The sequence below is a fragment of the Paenibacillus ottowii genome, from assembly GCF_050516475.1.
GTDB lineage: Bacteria > Bacillota > Bacilli > Paenibacillales > Paenibacillaceae > Paenibacillus > Paenibacillus ottowii.
Genome location: NZ_CP191577.1, coordinates 1,413,159 through 1,432,638, shown reverse-complemented (window position 1 = coordinate 1,432,638; position 19,480 = coordinate 1,413,159). Strand labels below are relative to the sequence as shown.

The 19,480-nt window shown below is 47.0% G+C and carries 17 protein-coding genes; all 17 read left to right on the top strand.

What is annotated here, in order from left to right; all coding sequences use genetic code 11:
* Position 1: 1 nt before the first annotated feature.
* The 17 genes from ACQQ6X_RS06730 to ACQQ6X_RS06650 all read left to right on the top strand — a co-directional run bounded on the left by ACQQ6X_RS06730 (position 2) and on the right by ACQQ6X_RS06650 (position 19,471).
* Complete coding sequence (locus ACQQ6X_RS06730) at positions 2–1,186, top strand: exonuclease SbcCD subunit D (RefSeq protein ID WP_305164686.1); 1,185 nt, start codon at positions 2–4, stop codon at positions 1,184–1,186.
* Positions 1,183–4,578, top strand: coding sequence for an AAA family ATPase (locus tag ACQQ6X_RS06725; RefSeq protein WP_305164685.1), 3,396 nt, complete (start codon positions 1,183–1,185; stop codon positions 4,576–4,578). Before ACQQ6X_RS06730 ends, ACQQ6X_RS06725 begins: the two co-directional genes overlap by 4 nt.
* Before the next feature lie 261 nt (positions 4,579–4,839).
* The gene (locus ACQQ6X_RS06720) at positions 4,840–5,241 is read left to right on the top strand and encodes a hypothetical protein (protein ID WP_305164684.1); all 402 of its coding nucleotides are present in this window, start codon (positions 4,840–4,842) and stop codon (positions 5,239–5,241) included.
* Positions 5,242–5,551: 310 nt separating this feature from the next.
* Positions 5,552–6,895: a PLP-dependent aminotransferase family protein gene (locus tag ACQQ6X_RS06715; RefSeq protein WP_305164683.1), complete on the top strand. Its 1,344-nt coding sequence runs from the start codon at positions 5,552–5,554 to the stop codon at positions 6,893–6,895.
* A gap of 160 nt (positions 6,896–7,055) precedes the next feature.
* Positions 7,056–7,415 (top strand): histidine triad nucleotide-binding protein, encoded by a 360-nt coding sequence (locus ACQQ6X_RS06710; RefSeq protein ID WP_149033701.1) that lies wholly within the window; start codon positions 7,056–7,058, stop codon positions 7,413–7,415.
* A gap of 168 nt (positions 7,416–7,583) precedes the next feature.
* Positions 7,584–7,757 carry a 30S ribosomal protein S21 gene (rpsU, locus tag ACQQ6X_RS06705; RefSeq protein WP_005547957.1) on the top strand — a complete coding sequence of 58 codons (174 nt, stop codon included), beginning with the start codon at positions 7,584–7,586 and terminating at the stop codon, positions 7,755–7,757.
* A 16-nt stretch (positions 7,758–7,773) separates the two neighbouring features.
* Positions 7,774–8,217, top strand: coding sequence for a GatB/YqeY domain-containing protein (locus tag ACQQ6X_RS06700; protein ID WP_305164682.1), 444 nt, complete (start codon positions 7,774–7,776; stop codon positions 8,215–8,217).
* 280 nt (positions 8,218–8,497) lie between these two features.
* Positions 8,498–9,865, top strand: coding sequence for an NfeD family protein (locus ACQQ6X_RS06695; RefSeq protein ID WP_305164681.1), 1,368 nt, complete (start codon positions 8,498–8,500; stop codon positions 9,863–9,865).
* Positions 9,866–9,904: 39 nt separating this feature from the next.
* Positions 9,905–10,906 carry a flotillin-like protein FloA gene (gene floA, locus ACQQ6X_RS06690; RefSeq protein ID WP_269203168.1) on the top strand — a complete coding sequence of 334 codons (1,002 nt, stop codon included), beginning with the start codon at positions 9,905–9,907 and terminating at the stop codon, positions 10,904–10,906.
* Positions 10,907–10,949: 43 nt separating this feature from the next.
* The gene (locus ACQQ6X_RS06685) at positions 10,950–11,528 is read left to right on the top strand and encodes a hypothetical protein (protein ID WP_305164680.1); all 579 of its coding nucleotides are present in this window, start codon (positions 10,950–10,952) and stop codon (positions 11,526–11,528) included.
* Between the two features lie 420 nt (positions 11,529–11,948).
* Positions 11,949–13,358 (top strand): amino acid permease, encoded by a 1,410-nt coding sequence (locus ACQQ6X_RS06680; RefSeq protein WP_305164679.1) that lies wholly within the window; start codon positions 11,949–11,951, stop codon positions 13,356–13,358.
* A gap of 382 nt (positions 13,359–13,740) precedes the next feature.
* Positions 13,741–14,034: a sporulation protein YqfC gene (yqfC, locus tag ACQQ6X_RS06675; protein ID WP_305164678.1), complete on the top strand. Its 294-nt coding sequence runs from the start codon at positions 13,741–13,743 to the stop codon at positions 14,032–14,034.
* Positions 14,031–15,224: a sporulation protein YqfD gene (gene yqfD, locus ACQQ6X_RS06670; protein ID WP_305164677.1), complete on the top strand. Its 1,194-nt coding sequence runs from the start codon at positions 14,031–14,033 to the stop codon at positions 15,222–15,224. The genes yqfC and yqfD overlap by 4 nt, the downstream gene beginning before the upstream one ends.
* A gap of 6 nt (positions 15,225–15,230) precedes the next feature.
* Positions 15,231–16,202: a PhoH family protein gene (locus tag ACQQ6X_RS06665; protein ID WP_149033696.1), complete on the top strand. Its 972-nt coding sequence runs from the start codon at positions 15,231–15,233 to the stop codon at positions 16,200–16,202.
* A gap of 95 nt (positions 16,203–16,297) precedes the next feature.
* Positions 16,298–18,544 (top strand): HD family phosphohydrolase, encoded by a 2,247-nt coding sequence (locus tag ACQQ6X_RS06660; protein WP_305164676.1) that lies wholly within the window; start codon positions 16,298–16,300, stop codon positions 18,542–18,544.
* Between the two features lie 55 nt (positions 18,545–18,599).
* Positions 18,600–19,097 carry an rRNA maturation RNase YbeY gene (gene ybeY / locus ACQQ6X_RS06655; RefSeq protein ID WP_305164675.1) on the top strand — a complete coding sequence of 166 codons (498 nt, stop codon included), beginning with the start codon at positions 18,600–18,602 and terminating at the stop codon, positions 19,095–19,097.
* Positions 19,097–19,471, top strand: coding sequence for a diacylglycerol kinase family protein (locus ACQQ6X_RS06650; protein WP_063210099.1), 375 nt, complete (start codon positions 19,097–19,099; stop codon positions 19,469–19,471). The genes ybeY and ACQQ6X_RS06650 overlap by 1 nt, the downstream gene beginning before the upstream one ends.
* Positions 19,472–19,480 lie beyond the last annotated feature (9 nt).

The window sequence follows — 19,480 nt, the reverse complement described above, 5'->3', positions numbered from 1 at the left end:
CATGCGAATTTTGCATACAGGTGATTGGCATTTGGGCCGCACGCTGGAAGGGCGCAGCCGTCTGAAGGAGCAGGAGGCGTTTTTGGAAGAATTGGTGAAAATGGCTGACGACCAGCAGGCGGATTTGATTATGATGGCTGGGGATGTCTACGACTCAGTCAACCCTTCAGCTGCTGCAGAACAATTGTTTTATGAAGCATCTGCGCGTCTTACAGCTGGAGGAAGACCGTTAGTGGTCATTGCGGGCAATCATGATCAGCCGGAAAGGGTAGCCTCAGTCACCCCGCTGGTAAGCGGGCGCGGAATTACATTACTGGGACTGCCTCACGGGGAAGCAGTACGCGTCCATACTTCGCGAACGGGTGAAATGGCATGTATTGCAGCCTTGCCATATCCCTCCGAGTCTCGTCTGAATGAGCTATTGTCTGAAGACGGAGATGAAACCATATTACGCGAGGCCTATAGCCGCCGTGTAGGGATGCTGATGTCGCAACTGGGTACAGCGTTTCGACCCGACACGGTTAATTTGTCGATGAGCCATATTTATGTGCTTGGCGGGCTGGAATCGGATTCGGAACGCCCGATTCAGGTTGGGGGAGCCTATACCGTAGATCCGTCTGCTTTGAGCATTGGAGCGCAGTATACGGCTCTGGGGCATTTGCACCGTCCCCAATATGTGAAGGGTGATGGACTGATGCGTTATAGTGGTTCTCCGCTAGCTTATAGCTTTTCCGAAGCTGGACAAGCCAAATCGGTTACGTTAATTGACGTGATTGCCGGCAAGCCAGCACAAGTTGAGGAGCTGTATATTACCAGTGGACGTCCACTAGTGCGGTGGCGAGCACGGGGAGGTCTGGAGGAGGTATATCGCTGGCTGGACGAAGGACTGGATGCGGATGCCTTTATTGACCTGGAAATTACACTGGATGAAGCAATGTCGATGGGAGATATTCAACGGTTGCGCAAAAGCCGTGAAGGCATCATTCATATTCGCCCTGTGTACCCGGAAATGGCTGCAGCACAGTTGGAACACCAACGTTCAGAATTGCCGGTTCATGAGCTGTTTCGGGCGTTTTACCAACGACAAACGGGCGGAGCACAGCCGGATGACGGATTAGTACAGTTATTTCTGGAACTGGTAGAACAGGATGATGCAAGAGACCAGGCTGAGGAGGGTGATGTATGAAACCGATCCTTCTGAAACTGGCGGGGTTGCAAAGCTACCGGGAGTCACAGGAAATTCGCTTTGATGATTTGACCGAAACGGGACTGTTCGGAATTTTTGGTCCAACGGGTAGCGGTAAATCAACGTTGCTGGATGCCATTACGTTGGCTATGTACGGTAAAGTGGAGCGGGCGGTGAATGGTACACAGGGCATTATGAACCATGCCGAGGATACGTTGTCTGTAGCATTTACGTTTGAATTAATGTCAGCTCAAGGACCTCGCCGTTACCGTGTAGAAAGACGTTTCAAACGTGCAGGAGGCGTATCGGTTAATAATACGCTTAGCCGTTTTATTGCATACACAGAAGATGGCGAGGAAGTGCTTGCTGATAAGGTACAGGATGTGACACGCTGTGTGGAGGAGTATATTGGCCTGAAAATGGACGATTTTACACGCGCTGTTGTATTACCGCAGGGGAAGTTTGCGGAATTCTTGTCCTTAAAGGGCAGTGAGCGCAGACAGATGCTACAGCGCTTGTTCCATCTGGAGAAGTATGGAGATCAACTTGCACAAAAACTGAGCCGCCGTGTGAAGGAAAACGACATCGCCCTGAAAGCGTTGGAGGCGGAGCAGCAAGGGCTGGGGGATGCGAGTGCTGAAGCGCTTGAGCTAGTAAAGCTGCGCCTCCAAGAAGCAATTGCCCATGCAGAGACTTCACGCCGCGAGCTGGAGCGTGTTGCACAGGAAGCGGAGGCGCTGAATAAAACACGGGAGCTAGTCATCGAGCTTAGCCAAAGAGTGAACGAACTGGAGGAGATGGCGAGACAGGAGCCAGGCATTGCTTTGCTGGAGCACAAGTTGCGACAAGCATCTGCAGCGGAGGCGTTGCTGCCTGCACTGACGGATTGGAAGGAAGCCGTTGCCGATGCAGACAAACGGCAAAAGAATGCTGAACAAATGGCAGTCCTAGCTGCCTCCGCAGCGGAGGCGGCGCTTGCATCTGTGCAAGCAGATGAGCAGGCGCGGCAAGTACTCAGTGCCGAAGAACCAAAGCTTTTGCTTCGGATCGATCAATTGGAGCAGGCACTTCAACTGGAACGTGATACGGAAGTGTTGCGGACCGAACGGGAACGTTTGGCGGCTGAACTAGCACATAGTGAACAAACCCTTGCGGAGCATGCCGCAGCTCTCGCAAAGGAACAAGAGTTACAGACACGAGGTTTGAAGCGGCAGCAGGAGCTTCAACAAGAGCTAAAGCAAAATGAAGTGCGGGCAGATGAGCGGCGTATGCTGCAAGAGGCTGTGCAGCGATTGCAACAGCTGGAGACTGCGCATGAGCAGTGGCGGGAAGCTGAACAAGAGTATTTAGCTCAGGAGAAACGGCTTGCTTTAGCAGACGAACGTCTAAAGCTAATGGAGCAGGAGACACAGGAGACGGAGGCACGACGTTCTGTCCTTGCTGCACAGGCGGCTGAAGGCATTGAGGTGTTGCTGGCGCTGGAGTCGGAAATTACAGCCGACGTGTCAGCACTGGCTGCTGAGGAGGAGCAGCTGCGTCACGAGCTTCGTGCCGAGGAGCTCGGGCGTCTCGCGCAGCACCTCGCTGCCGAGCTGCGCGAAGGAGAGCCATGCGCAGTGTGTGGCTCTCTGCATCACCCTGCGCCTGCCGTTGTTGCGTCCCATAGCGCGGATTCCGCCGCGCCGGATGAGCTGCACCGCCTGCGGCTTGGCTTGCAGGAGCTGCGCCTTACGCTGCGCCAGCAGCTGCACGAGCAGCGCAGCTTGTTAGCGCAGCCTACCGCCACAGACAGCGGCGCTGCCGCCACGGGCGAGCCAATTGCGCCCCTGGCAGCGCCAACTGTGCCGCGTGGTGTCGCCGCATGGGCCGAGCGCTGTGCCGCGCTGGAGCGCGCTGCGGCTGAGCTGGCAGCTCGCGCGCATACGCTGCCTGCCGAGGCACAGGCACTGCGTGAGGCAGACGCCGCCGGACAGCAGCGCCGTATCCGTGCAGCCGCTGAGCAAGAGGCGGCGGTGGCAGCGCTGGCGCAGGCGCGGAGCAAGCGCGAGGCATGTACCACGCGCAGCGAGGGGCTGCGCGCCGAATGGGCGGCACAGCTGCCAGATGTCGGCCCAGACCAAGCTGCGGAGCGTTATCGCGCCATGCAGGAGCGCGACCGACGTACAGAGGAGCTGCGGTCCCGGCTGGAGACGAGTGTCACCTTCCTCGAAGAAAAGGCAGTGCGTGTACAGCAGATACAGCAAAGCATCATCGAGGAAGACAAAATCATTATTGCCCGTCGTACAGGGCTCCAAAGCAAAGATGAGCTGCTGCGTGAAAAGTTAGAACAGCTCCAAAAGTGGGTTGGAGAAGGCCGAGCAGCTTCATTGCTGGAAGAAGCGACCTCACGCTTGCTGGGACTGAAAAATGGGGCTGAAGCTGCAGCACGACGCCGTGCCGAAGCGGAAGAACGCAAGCAGCAGGCTGTTCATGCTTCACTGATCGCGCGCCAGGCTTTCGACTCGGCAGAAGAGAGACGGCAGACGGCAGAATCCCGTTGGGGCACCCGTCTGGAAGCTTCCTCTTTTGCTACGGAAGCGGAGGTCGTGGAATGCTGCCTGGGACCAGAAGAAGCTGCGCGCTATGAACATGAAGTGAGTGTGCATCGAGAACGGGAGAAGGAGCTGACTTCCCGCTTAAAACATGTCGAGGAGCAGTTGAATGGAGCAACAGTAACAGAGGAACAGTGGAAAACGACCACTGCGAGGCTGTGTGATTGTCGTGCACGAGACGAAGAGGCACTTCAGAATCGCGCCAAGGCTGAGCGTGATTTAGAGGATTTACAGCGTCGGCACATCCGCTGGATGGAGCTGGAGTCCAATCGTTTACATTTGCGTAGCGAGGCAGAGAAAATGTCCAAGCTCCAGTCTGTTTTTCGCGGCAATGCCTTCGTTGAATATATTGCCGAGGAGCAGCTTATGCAGGTCAGTCAATCGGCTTCACGTCGCCTGCGTTTTCTGACTAAGCAACGTTATGCGCTCGAAGTAGATTCGAGCGGTGGTTTTGTCATTAGTGACGATGCCAATGGGGGAGTTAAACGTCCGGTATCGACCTTGTCCGGCGGCGAAACCTTCCTGACCTCACTGTCACTTGCGCTTGCGCTGTCGGCTCAAATTCAGTTGCGGGGTCAATATCCTCTTCAATTTTTCTTTCTGGATGAAGGCTTTGGAACGTTGGACCCTGAACTGCTTGACACCGTGATCACCTCGCTCGAAAAGCTGCATCACGATCAATTATCTGTTGGTGTGATTAGTCATGTACCTGAATTACGGGCCCGTCTCCCACGCAAGCTGGTTGTTCTGCCTGCAGAGCAGGCGGGTGGAGGCTCTCGCGTGGTTATGGAAACATTTTGAAATAATGTGATACAGATCACAGATACAGTTTCAAACTGTTGTTATAATACAGCTAAGCCGACAAGTTAATCATACAGCACCCCGGCGGACGTATGCTGCGGAAGAAATCTTCCCGTCATACGTCCGTTCAGAGGGGCTCTGCCAAGAGCTCCCGGGGTGCTTCTTTTTTTTGCAAGCCGGAATTCGCCCAATTTGGTGTAGCACATAGCCCGTTTTTGAATAACATACGGTATACATGCAAGAGTCTAGGAGGAAACGACCATGGAAAAAAGCATGACTACCGAAAATGTTACAGCACCGCAACAGATGGATGCTAAAACACTATGTCAACAACATATGCATCGTTATGTATGCGTATGGGTAAAAGACGGGACAACGTATGACGGGATTGTAGAGCATGTGGATGATGAAAAGTTATACTTAGCTGTTCCTATGGGTGGAGAAGAAGTGGAGAATGTGAATCTTCCCTATCCGCCTAACAACTGTGGATGCGGCTCCCGTGCTTATGGCGGCTATGCACCTTATTATCCTCCGTACCCTTATCCTTACCCTTACCCAGTTCCTGCTTTTGCTTACGGATTCCCATACGGACGTCGCCGCTTTAATCGTTTGGTTCTGCCACTTGCTGCGTTGACAGCAATTAGCCTACTGCCTTATTACTAAACTCATCTTCTTAGTTGCTAAAAATATCGTGTAATTTTCTGCTCTCTCCCGCCTACAGCTCTTGTACCGTACAAGTGCTATAAAGGCGCATCCATACATCATCACTATGCAAGGCTGTTTCTTCCAGCATGGAGAAACAGCCTCTTTTTCACATCTACGGTCTCAGTAGCAAATGGGTCTAATAAACAATTTAATGAAAAGAAGTACCCAGTTTATCTATAAACCATGTTAACATCAAGCGTGTACAGGAACATTAAGAAGGATTAAGGATATAAAGAGGATGTCAGTATAGAACAGGCAGGAGGATATCGTGAAAAAATATGTTTCGATTTTATTAGATATAGAGCTTAAAATTCGCGAGGGACAATATAGATCGGGTTACAAGCTGCCGTCGGTCCGTGATGCTTCGGAGCTGTACAAGTGCAGTAAAAGTACAATTCTGCGAGCTTATGCTGAACTTGAGAGAAAGCATGCCATTTATTCCATACCGCAAAGCGGATACTATGTAGTGGAAACCCCCAGCGACGTACACCATAGCCATAGTTCAGACTGCGTTGATTTTGCTTCAGCATCCCCGGACTTAAATGTATTTCCGTATTTGGATTTTCAACATTGCCTAAATCAGGCTATTGACACCTACAAATACCATCTGTTCACTTACGGGGATTCGCAAGGACTGGAAACATTGCGTCATACGCTCGTCTCGCATTTGGCCGATGCTCAGGTGTTTGCAAAGAAAGATCGGATTATCGTTACTTCAGGGGTTCAACAGGCATTAGAGATAATTGCCAAAATGCCATTTCCCAATGGTAAAGAAAAGATTTTGGTTGAGCAGCCCAGCTACGATATTTATTTGCGTTTTTTGGAGGAAGAAAGCATACCTGTCAATACGATTGCCCGAACAGCGGAAGGGCTGGATTTTCATGAGCTAGAGAATCAATTTAAGCAGGAGAACATTAAATTTTTTTATACGATGTCAAGGCATCATAATCCGCTAGGTATCTCATATAACACAGAGGAACGAAAAACCATAGCTGCCTTAGCTGCCAAATATGATGTGTTCATCGTAGAAGATGACTATATGGCTGATTTGGGAGTTGATCCTCTTGTTGATCCTATTTACGCATACGATCAGACGGAGCACACTATTTACTTGAAAAGCTTCTCGAAAATCATTTTCCCTGGTTTGCGCTTAGGGGTTGCGGTCCTGCCAGAAAACCTATTAGAGACGTTCAGTACCTATAAAAGATATGTTGACACATCAATTCTGTCTCAGGCAGCACTTGATATCTATATTAAAAATGGAATGTATGAGCGTCATAAACACACTATATCCAAACTGTATTCGGAGCGCATTCATATTCTGAACAAGGCGCTGGAGCGATACAATCAGACCGGGTACATTCAAACTCCAGCTATAACCTCAGGCGTTTATACGCCGTTTAAGCTGCCGAGGACGGTGAATTTGGAGCGTTTGGTATACAACCTTAAGGCGAGAAACATCCAGGTTGTAGCTGGCAAAGGCTTTTATTTGTCAAGCTACAGGGAACAAGAAAAATTTTTGCGCGTCAGTATTTCGCGTGCACAGCCAGAGCAAATTGATCAAGGTGTCAAATCTATAATAGAGGAAGTTAGTAAGGGAAACTGGTATTAAGCCCCATTTTCCGTTATGATACATATAGAAACACAGGCATAGCCAATCATGATTGGTTATGTTTCTGTTTGGTGTGGAAAATACATAACTTTGAATGCCGAGAGCAAGCTGCTTGTGTTGAATTGCTTAGAATCGGCTCACTGCCAAAGGAGGGTTTTGAATGGACGATCTGTTTTTGAAAATTGTGGATGGAAGCATTCCCAGTAAAAAGGTGTTGGAAACCGACAATGTGCTCGCATTTCATGACATCCAGCCTGCGGCGCCAGTACACGTGCTCATTATTCCAAAAAAATACATTCCTTCAATGAATGCTGTAACGGAGGAGGATCTCCCACTTATTGCGGAGATTCATCGTGTTGCGATTGAGGTTGCAAAAAAATTGGGAATCGCAGAGTCTGGCTATCGGTTGATTAACAACTGCGGTCCGGATAGTGGACAAGCGGTAGGGCATCTGCACTATCACTTGCTGGGCGGCGCTAAATTGGGTGCCTTGACAGGTATTTCAGACTCGCATGCTTAAAAATGACAGAGCTAGTCTTTTCAGTAATGCGGAAGTGAGGGAAAAAGGTTCCTTCTATGTACTCATTTTTTCTTATAGGTTGACACCTGGTTTCCGTTTCACCTATAATAAAATTTGATGAACCGTGTTATTGCTCTTGGACGGTCTGGTCGGAGGGAGGGAAAACTGGTGTCTGAAACTAAAGTTCGCAAAAACGAGACAATTGATGCTGCACTTCGTCGCTTTAAACGTTCCATTGCTAAGGATGGCGTATTGGCTGAGGTGAAGAAACGCAAGCATTATGAAAAGCCAAGCGTAAAGCGCAAGAAAAAGTCCGAGGCTGCTCGTAAGAGAAAGTTCTAGGAGGATCTAAGTAATCATGAATTTGAGCGAACGATTGAACGAAGATATGAAGCAAGCAATGAAGAGTAAGGACAAGTTCAAACTCTCCACCATTCGAATGGTTCGTTCTACGATTAAAAATCTTGAAATAGATTTGAAACGGAATTTGGACGACAACGAAGTGCTTGATATTCTGAGTCGTGAGATCAAACAGCGAAAAGATGCCCTCCATGAGTTTGAAAAAGCAGGTCGTGATGAACTTGCGACAAGCACTAAAGCAGAAATAGAGATCATCGCTCAGTACCTTCCTGAACAACTTTCTGAAGAAGAAATTAAAGTTATTGTACAGCAGACCATCCAGGAAACCGGTGCTTCTTCAAAAGCCGAGATGGGGAAAGTAATGGCGGCCTTGATGCCTAAGGTAAAAGGTCGTGCTGACGGTAAGCTCGTGAACCAAGCGGTTCAGCAATTTCTGCAATAAACCTGAGACAAACAGGAAAACACAACACCCTCTGTTTACAGAGGGTGTTATTTCTATTTGCTTGGTGCCTACTGTAAAATGGAATGGTGGGGGCACACCTTTGTGAAAGCGCTATCTATAATTGTATGAAACGTGTGGTCTGTTAGAGGCGTAAAGTATGTGACAGGCGTCAGGATTAGCAATATACCCAATAATTTCACATTAAATCCTGAAAACTGTATAGTTTGTCTAACAAAGTTTGGTATGCTGTAACAAGGAAAGATCGAAAGGGGGGAAAGAAATGCATAGACAAGATCACCACTCCAGCCGCAAATTGATCTTTTTAGCGTTGTGGATTATGATATCCGTTTTGTTATTACCTTTAATCTATTCTGGATCAGCGGCAGCTCAAACAAAGGGTGGAGCTGTGTTTGTTATACCAGTTGATCAGGAAATTGAACAAGGCCTGGGCAAATTTATGGAACGTGGATTTGCAGAAGCAGTTGATTCCAAAGCCGGTCTGATTTTACTTGATATTAACACTCCCGGCGGACGGGTAGATACAGCAGAGAAGCTGGGTAAACTGATCAAAGACAGTCCCATTCCGACCGTAGCCTATATCAAAGGCGAAGCGGCCTCAGCGGGTAGCTATATTGCGTTGAGTGCCAACAAGATTGCTATGAAACCAGGGAGTATTATTGGAGCAGCAGCGTTAGTAGACGGCAGTGGGCAGGCTATTACAGATCCTAAAACGGTAGCTTGGTGGAAGAGTAGCATGGCATCTGCTGCAGAAGCTGGCGGTCGCAATCCGGATATTGCCAGAGGTATGGTCGATCCCAAAACGACGGTCTCTATTCCGGAGATGAACTTTAATAAGGGAAATGGGCAGATCATTTCTTTAACCAGTGAGGAAGCGCTGAAGTTGGGTTATGCGGATCACATCGCATCTTCAGAACAAGAAGTTATCCAGTGGATGGGCTACAGTACGGATGATGTTATCCATGTGGAGCGCACATGGGCTGAGAAAGCAGCCGAGATATTGACCCATCCGATCGTGCAGATATTGCTTTTATTTATCGGTATCGCAGGTGTAGTTATTGAGCTGCTTGTCCCCGGTTTTGGTGTACCTGGAATTCTGGGCGTACTCGGGTTTGGCTTGTACTTTTTTGGTAACTATATTGCTGGCTTTGCTGGTTCGGAGACATGGTTGTTGTTCATTATCGGTTTGGCTCTACTTATACTTGAAATGTTCATTCCAAGCTTTGGCATTCTGGGCATATTGGGTTCGATCAGCCTTGTCGCGGGTGTAGTCCGTGCAGCATATAACATGCAGCATGCGTTTATATCTTTGGGAATTGCTTTTGCAGCGGCTGTTGCCGTGGTGGCGATTATCGCAGTTGTCTTCAAGGACCGAGGGATATGGAACCGTTTTATACTTCAGGAAAGTTTGACGGCTGACCAAGGGTTTTCTTCGGTTGTGAATCGGGAGACGTTACTAGGTCAGCGGGGGGTCAGTCTGACTCCATTACGTCCAGCTGGGACGGTGCTAATCGCTGATGAGCGAGTAGATGTGGTAACAAACGGGGAATTTATCGCCCCAGATATGCCAATTATCGTATCCAAAGTAGAAGGCGGGCGAATTGTCGTCAAGGCAGACGCAAGCGTCTAAGCAAACAACGAAGAATTAGATTAATGGAGGTTGATGCGAGTGTTCGAATCGGGTATTGTCAGCATTTTGCTGATTGCCGTAGTAGTGATTATTGTATTGAGCGTGTTTTTTAGTTTCTTCCCGGTGATGCTGTGGATTTCGGCGTTGGCTTCAGGTGTGCGGATCGGTATCATTACGCTGGTAGCTATGCGGTTGCGGCGCGTCACACCAAGCCGAATTGTCAATCCCCTCATTAAGGCTACCAAAGCTGGCCTGGGCTTAAATATCAACCAGTTGGAAAGCCATTTTCTTGCAGGGGGGAATGTAGACCGAGTGATCAATGCGTTGATCGCCGCGCAGCGGGCTAACATTCCGCTTGAATTTGAACGTGCGGCTGCGATTGACCTGGCGGGACGGGATGTTCTGCAAGCGGTCCAAATGAGTGTTAATCCGCGTGTTATTGAGACGCCTATTGTTGCTGCCGTCGCCAAGGATGGTATCGAAGTGAAGGTTAAAGCTCGTGTTACGGTGCGTGCCAACATTGATCGGCTCGTAGGCGGTGCCGGAGAAGAAACGATTATTGCTCGGGTTGGGGAAGGGATCGTAACAACGGTTGGTTCCAGTAATTCGCATAAAGACGTGCTGGAAAATCCGGATTCCATTTCGAGAACCGTATTGTCCAAAGGTTTGGATGCAGGGACAGCATTTGAAATTCTATCCATTGATATTGCAGACGTTGATGTAGGCAAAAATATCGGTGCCTTCCTGCAAACAGAGCAGGCAGAAGCAGACAAACGTATTGCGCAGGCAAAAGCCGAAGAGCGGCGTGCGATGGCTGTGGCACAGGAACAGGAAATGAAGGCGCGTGTCGTAGAAATGAGAGCACGCGTGGTGGAATCCGAATCCGAAGTGCCTCTGGCAATGGCTGAAGCGCTGCGTGGCGGCAAACTAGGCGTCATGGATTACATGAATTTAAAAAATGTTGAGGCAGATACGCAAATGCGTAATTCCTTAGGTAAACCGAATGAGAACTCGGGAAATGATAACAAGAGCCGAGATTAACTAACGGGCGTAGCCAATGAATTAGGTAGTTAGGCGGTGAGTGATGAATTTTATCAGCTGGATCTTAGAGCATTTGTATATCCTGATCGTAATTGGCTTTGCGCTGGTATCCTTCTTGGGGAAAAGCATTCAAAGCGGAGAGCGGAAATCTCCGCCGCGACAAGGGATGCCTACCTTTGGTGGTGATCATGGTTCCCGAGGGCCCTCGACGTCAACCAGACCTTTCAAAATGGAACCAGAGCAAGAGCGACGTCGGCAGGACGTTACTGGAGAATTGCAACGTCAATTTCCTAATGAACGACGGGCGGTAATGGAAGCCCGGCGTATAGAAGAAGCAGGAGATGGGGCAGCAACAGAAGAAGGGATGAATCGCGATTTATCGGATAACAGTACGACTCTAGAGGATCGAATCCGTGCTATGGAAGAAGAGCGTAGATCGGTTCTATCCCGTTTCGATCGTATATCCAATGTTAGAGATTCGGGAGAAATCACAGATGAGTCCAAGCAAACCTCGCAAGCGCATGATGCAGTGAATGTGTCTGATCTTCGTAAAGGTGTAATTTGGGCAGAAATATTAGGCCCTCCGCGTTCCAAACGTTATTTGGGTGGAGGAAGACATTAAAATGATAAGATCTGTCACGGCTTTGGCTGTGGCGGATCTTTTTTTAACGATATTTTTAGCAATACATAATCATGCTGGAATAAAAAAAGACGTGACGACGAATGCTCTAATTATCTAACAAGGACTGTGATGTCCTCATGTACACTACATTATTCTTACATTTGCTGTTATCTAAAAAGACGTCATTATGTCTAATTTAGAAACCTATTTATGAAAATAGGTATGTGAAAAATGATCAAATGTAAGATTATGAACGAAGCTTTCCGAAAATCGTTTTCATTTTTTCTTTTTTATATATAATGTTCTCAACGATAGAACGAATGAAAATTTACTCCATAATTAGATGAAATTTGATTTAAATCGAGGTGATTTAACAGGTTCATCAAAAGGTGAAAATTTATCTTGAGGAGGATGGGGTAGATGGGGAATAGCTTGTTCAGAAAGAAGAGCATTGATCAACTGATCGCTGCTACACGTGGGGAAAAAGCACTTAAAAGGGAATTGGGTGCGTTTGATTTAACAATGCTTGGGATTGGAGCCATCATCGGAACTGGCATTTTTGTTTTGACAGGTACGGGAGCAGTTACGGCTGGTCCGGGCTTGGTAATATCTTTTGTGATCGCGGGGATTGCTTGTTTATTCGCCGCATTAGCCTATGCCGAGTTTGCTTCCACCGTTCCAGTATCCGGTTCTGTTTATACTTTTACATATGCTACGATGGGGGAGCTATTGGCTTTTATTATTGGGTGGGATTTAATTTTGGAATATATGTTGGCGGCCAGCGCTGTTTCTGCAGGTTGGTCGGGATATTTTGTATCCTTTTTAAAAGGAATTGGTCTTCATATTCCGATTGAATTGACTGCAGCGCCAGGAGCTTTAAAAGGCCAGTCTACTTATTTTAATCTTCCAGCTTTTTTAATTTTGATAGCTATCACTTTTTTGCTTTATTTTGGAATAAAAGAATCCAAACGAATCAACAACATCATGGTTATTGTTAAAATTGTTGTCGTTTTATTGTTTATTATCGTTGCTGCTAAATATGTAAAGCCAGATAACTGGACACCGTTTATGCCATTTGGGTATAGTGGGGTGTTTGGAGCTGCAGCTCTTGTATTTTTTGCTTTCATTGGCTTTGATGCCGTGTCATCAGCGGCGGAAGAAACCAAAAATCCAGCTCGTGATTTACCGCGTGGTATTATCTTTTCACTGGCTATTTGTACGCTTTTGTACGTAATCGTTAGCGCGATTATGACAGGTATTGTGCCGTTCATGCAATTTGAAGGTATCTCCCATCCTGTGTCATTAGTTTTGCAGGTTGCCGGTCAGAATTGGGTGGCGGGTATTGTGGATATCGGAGCCATCTTAGGGATGACAACCGTCATGCTAGTCATGCTGTATGGTCAAACTCGTATCATGTTTGCTATGTCACGTGATGGCTTAGTTCCTAAAGTACTGTCAAAGGTCCATTCCAAATATAAAACGCCTTATATTAACACGTTGTTTTTTGGTACTTTATCTGCATTAATGGGTGGGTTGATCCCGCTGGATGAGTTAGCAAGTTTGGTGAACATTGGAACCTTATCAGCATTTATTCTGATTTCGGTCGCTGTCATAGTTATGAGAAAAACTCAACCTGATTTGCCAAGAGCTTTTCGATGCCCGGGAGTTCCATATGTTCCAATTCTGGCTATAATTTCATGCGGAGTGCTAATTCTTAATCTGAATGGTCAAACGTTTATTCGCTTTATCATTTGGCTTGTTATTGGTATGGCTATTTACTTTTTCTACTCCAGAAAAAATTCTTTGTTAAATCGGGATTCCGAAAACTAACCATTTCATATTGTAAAATGAATAAGGCAGCCTCGTTTTTGATATGAAAACAAGGTTGTCTTTTTTTTATGTGAGTTTTTAAAAGTGCACATCGGTTCCTCTTTAATAATACAGTTGCTACGAATTGTAAGTTTAGCCTCATAAATGCGATGACCGGATCATAAAATGTACAGTACAGATATCTGTGACGTGGGGGAACGGCGTCCAGTGATGGTAAATAACAAGAGCTTAAAAAATAGCAGCATAGCTGTCGTCGAAACAACTGTGGAGTGCTTAATGGTCATAACAATGAATTTTAAAAAAAGCAGCATAGCTGCCATCAAAATAACTATTAACCGTTGGGTAACAGTTATTTTGATGACAGGAAAGGAGATTTCGCCGTATGAGCCGGATGAGCCGCAAACTGCGAAAGTGGGCCAGCGAGACGCTGGAGCTTCCGCAGGACATTCTATTGGACCTGCCGCGGTTAACCCTCATCGGCAGCCGCCAGCTTTATGTAGAGAATCACCGGGGAGTGGTGGATTTCACGCCAGATCAACTCGTGCTTGCACTTGCGCAAGGCAGGCTAAGAGTGTCAGGCCATAATCTCATTATTACGTCTATCCTGCCAGATCAGGTAAGTGTAGAGGGACATATTACAGATATTCAAATGGAAGGAACGGAGGAAGGCTCGTGAAACATCCCGCTTTAGCAAAGCTGCGTGGCACGGTTACCCTAGCTGTCGAGGGCGAAAGTGTGGAAGCTTTCATTAATGTACTGACTGATCATCAAATACCTGTTTGGAACGTGCGGCCAATGGATGCCAGACATGCAGAAATGAACCTTCTGCTGCCGCACTTCTTCCTGTTGCGTCCGCTTTTGAGAAGGACAGGCTGCAAAATGCATATTCTGAAGCGTCAAGGACTTCCCTTCACTGTTGTACGAATCGCAAAACGTAAATTTTTTCTCGCAGGACTGGCCTTGTTCTGGATAGGTCTTCTGCTCATGTCATCGCTCATCTGGGACATTGAAGTGAAGGGAAATGATAAGCTGTCTACAGAAACTGTTCTTAAGGTAGCCCGACAGGAGGGACTTTATCCGTTTCAATGGAATTTTCGTCTTTCCAGTCAGGACAAGCTTGCGCGCGCACTCATGCAGAAGCTGCCAGAGGCATCCTGGATCGGTGTGGAGAGACAGGGGACTTTGGTGACAATTCAGGTCGTAGAAGCTTCCCAGCCTACTCCACCGCCGCTCTACAATCCACGTCATCTCATCAGCAAGGCAGACGCGGTGGTCACTGAAATTTTTGCCGAGCAGGGGCGTCCTGTTGTGCATAGAAATACACGGGTCAAGAAAGGAGCCATTCTCATTTCAGGAACGCTTGGCGATGAGGAAAATCAGCAACAGGTCGTAGCCAAGGGAGAGGTAAAGGGGCTTGTGTGGCATGAATATGAAATTAATAGTCCTATGGTGCGACGCAGCAGCACATATACAGGTAATAGCCATGATCGCTTATATCTGGTGCTGGGTAACCGCGCGATACAATTGTGGGGATATGGGGAAATACCTTATTCTACACATAAAACAACCGTTGAACATGATCCTCTAACATGGCGTTCCTACAAACTTCCGCTGGGTTGGATGAATGAAAGTGTGAGGGAGACCAAGGTACAAGAGCAGAAGTTAAGCGAAACGGAAGCCAAAATGTCCGGTATAGAAGGCGCGCGCGCGGATATTTTAGCTAAATACGGCAAAGGAACGAAAATAATGAGCCAAAAAATTTTGCATGAGAAGAGAGAGAATGGTAAAGTTTATATGAAAGTACTTTTTGAAGTGGAACAGGATATTGCGGAAGAACTTCCGTTAGTTCATAACCAAGGAGAATGAGGCTATTTGGCAGAACAACAACGCAGCATACAAATTGCATTGAACAGTGCGGGAGAAGGTCAGGCGTTATTCGGCCCGCAGGATTCCTTTTTAAAATTGATCGAAGCAGCTATTCCTGCAAAAATAGCATCACGTGAGGCAGAAGTTAATGTTTTTGGTGATGCTCACGAAGTGGAAATGCTCGAACAATTGTTCGATGTTTTACTCCAGTTAATTCGTAATGGGTATATACTGACCGAAAGGGATGTCCATTATGCGATTGAGCTGGCAAAAGATCTGCGCGCTGATCAGTTACTTGATTTGTTCAAGGGAGAAATTACGACAACGTTTCGGGGCAAACCGATTCGTGTCAAAACGATTGGACAAAAGCATTATGTAACCACGATTAAGAAGCGTGATATTGTATTTGGGATTGGCCCGGCAGGAACTGGTAAAACCTATCTGGCTGTAGTGCTGGCCGTAGCTGCTTTGAAGGAAGGTTCAGTCAAGCGTATTGTGCTGACTCGTCCTGCAGTGGAAGCTGGTGAAAACTTGGGCTTTTTGCCTGGGGATTTACAGGAAAAGGTTGATCCGTATTTACGCCCGCTGTATGATGCCCTATACGATGTGATGGGTCCAGAGCAGACGGCAAAAGCACTGGAACGCGGGTTGATCGAAATTGCGCCACTGGCTTATATGCGGGGTCGTACGCTGGATGACTCATTTATCATTTTGGATGAAGCTCAGAACACCACGCCAGAGCAAATGAAAATGTTTTTGACTCGACTTGGCTTCGGTTCCAAAATGGTTATCACTGGTGATGTTACGCAAATTGATTTGCCTCGTGGCAAAAAATCCGGTCTGATTGAAGCAAATACGATTTTAAAAGGGATTGAGGAAATAGGCTTTGTCCAGTTTGCGGAAGAGGATGTTGTCCGCCATTCCCTGGTTCAAAAAATCATCGTCGCTTATGACCGTGTTGCTGAGAATCAAGCTTAAGCCCCTAAGCAGGAGTATAGTGTGTATGATCAGAAAACGTATAAAACCAGCAGCGTAGCTGCCTTGAAAAAGATGATGGAGAGGGATTGTTTTAGATGACCTCGAGGGAATTATCTAAGGGAAAAACGTTCCAGCATAGAATGAATGGATGGAAGTATAGCGTGGCAACACGCTATCTTCTGTTTTTATTTTTGGTGGTTCTTTTTTATGTGGGTTTGGCGTCCAAGCTGCTTCCCGAACGCTATGATATCCGGGTGAATCAACCAAGTGAAAAGGAAATTGTTGCTCCAATGCAGCTTCCTAACAGTAAGGCGACTTTGAAGGCCCAAGAGGAATCAGCTGAGCGCGTTCAGCCCATGTATACTATTGTACCGATCCGCAATGATAACCTGATTACTGGTATTTTGGATCGAATTGAACGGCTCAATCAGGATGATCAGGTCTCCAGAGCGGACAAGATTGCAATTTATAAAGATGAGATTCCTCAACGTGCACGGGAATTTGTGCAAAATTTTGTGAACAACAGCCGTAATGCGGATGCCTACCCAGATAAGTTGCTGGATGAGGTGCTGGAAAAAACGAAAGAACAAACGTACCGAATCCCAGAGGAAACATACATCAAAATTCCGCGACTTACATCTGAGGATATTGCCGAAATGCGGCCCGTGGCCCGTGAGATTGTGACAGGATTGATGAATGATCAAATTACGGATGCCCAGACAGCCCGGGCCAAGGTAGCGGAGCGTGTGAGTACAAGCTCGCTTACTAAACGTACCTCCCGGGAGGTTGTTCAGGAACTTGCAAGGCTTGTGATTACAGCCAACAAGTTTTATGATGATACAGCTACGAAGGATGCCAAAGTACAGGCTCGTGAAGATACACCGACAGTTTACATTAAACAGGGTGAAGTACTCGTCAAAAAGGGTGAGATTATTACCCAGGAAATCTATACACTGCTTGATGAGAACGAGCTGCTCAAGGATAAAATCAACTATTGGCCACAATTTGGCCTGCTGATGCTGTCTATGATGCTGGCATTGGGTCTGTTTATGTATATTCGTCAATTCCAATCACGAACACGAAACTTCAAGTATAATAATGCACAGCTGCTCATGCTGGTGTTAATCTTTGTGATCACCGTGGGGGCCATGCTGTTAATTTCTATACTGCAGACTAGTGAACGAGCCTATCTCGGCTATCTGGCGCCTATCGCGCTCGGGGCTATGCTCGTAACGCTGTTGCTTGATATGTCGTTGGCATTCGTATGTGCTGTTATATTTAGTATATTAGCAAGTGTGATTTTGAATGTTCGTCAGGGGCAGATTTTTGATTTTAATTTTGGATTCTTTGCCCTTGTGGTCTGCCTGGCAGCGATTTTTTCCACTCACCGGGCCAGCCAGCGTTCAACCCTGTTCAAGGGCGCAATCATGGTCTGCCTGTTTGGGGCTTTGGCTGTTTTTTCTCTGGCGCTGATTGATCAAGGAAACTGGACTCAAACAACGACGCTCTATGGGGTAGCCTTTGCTTTTGCAGGCGGTCTGGTTACAGCGATCCTCGTTATAGGGCTAATGCCATTTTTTGAGTCCACCTTTGGTATCTTGTCGGCATTGAAGCTTGTTGAGTTGTCAAATCCCAATCATCCATTGCTCCGTAAGCTGCTTACCGAGACTCCTGGCACGTATCATCATAGCGTCATGGTAGGTAATCTATCGGAGGCCGCAGCGGAGGCTATAGGGGCCAATGGCTTGTTGTGCCGGGTTGGTTCGTATTATCATGACATTGGTAAAACCAAAAGGCCTTCGTATTTCATTGAAAATCAAAATGGGATGGAAAATCCACATGATACAATAGAGCCCAAACTGAGTAAATCCATCATTATAGCTCACGCTCGTGATGGGGTGGAAATGCAATTGGATTACAAGCTACCTAAGCCAATTCGTGATATAGCCGAACAACACCATGGAACGACATTCCTGCACTATTTTTATCACAAGGCATTGCGTGAAGCGGAAGAGCGAGGGGTGGAGCCTGATTTCACAGAGGATGATTTCCGTTATCCTGGACCGAAGGCTCAGTCGAAAGAGGCGGCTGTAGTGGGAATTGCTGATAGCGTGGAAGCGGCCGTTCGTTCCTTACGAAAACCTACAGTGGAACAGGTAGAATCCATGATTGAGAAAATTATTAAGAGCCGTCTAGATGATCACCAGTTTAACGACTGCGAACTGACTATGAGGGAGCTTGATATCGTAGCTCAAACTCTTAAGGAAACAGTAATGGGGATTTTTCATTCCCGTATTGAATATCCAGAGGAAAGACCCAAGCCTGAAAATGGAAAAGCTTAATATTACTTGTGCATGAAGCACAGCTAAAGCATTAGAATTAAAAGGAGCGGTTGGCATGGGCCTTCAATTAGCTTGGAATAATGAACAAAACGATATGGAAATTAACGAATCGTTGATCGCGCTGCTGAACACCTTATTAGAGCAGGCTGGTAAGGCGGAAGGGATTACAGACGGTGAGGTCGCCCTTACCTTTGTGAATGATGATCAAATTCATGAGTTAAACCGAGACTATCGGGGAATTGATCGTCCCACTGATGTGTTGTCTTTTGCTATGAAGGAAACACTGGATGAAGAGCTTGAAATTATCTACGAACCAACGGAAAAAAATCCGTTAAATGATGTACCGGATGTTCTGGGGGATATTATAATCTCTGTACAGACAGCGCAAGCTCAAAGCGAAGAATATGGACATTCAATTGAGCGTGAAATCGGGTTTTTGTTTGTTCACGGTTTTCTGCATCTGTTAGGCTATGACCATCAGGACGATGCAAGTGAAGCTGAAATGATGGGTAAGCAGGAAGCTGTGCTGGCTCAAGTGGGGTTGACACGGTAATGAGACGTCAGCCTTGGAGAATGACCTTTCGCTATGCCGCAGAAGGCGTGATCTATGCTCTGCGTACGCAAATAAATATGCGGATACATGTGGTCGTGGCGCTCCTTGTCATAGTGGCAGGGTTAACTCTGCGCATCTCCCGGCTCGACTGGTTATTCGTGTGCCTGGCCATTGCCATAGTCATTGTAGCCGAACTGATCAACACCGCTGTTGAAGCAGCGGTGGATCTGATCTCACCTGATATTCATCCGCTGGCCAAAGCGGCTAAAGACACCGCCGCCGGAGCCGTGCTCCTGGCAGCGGTTTTTGCTGTAATTATTGGTATATTTGTATTTTATAGACCTGTGTTGACGTTAATAAGTCAGCTGTTTTAATGAAAAAGT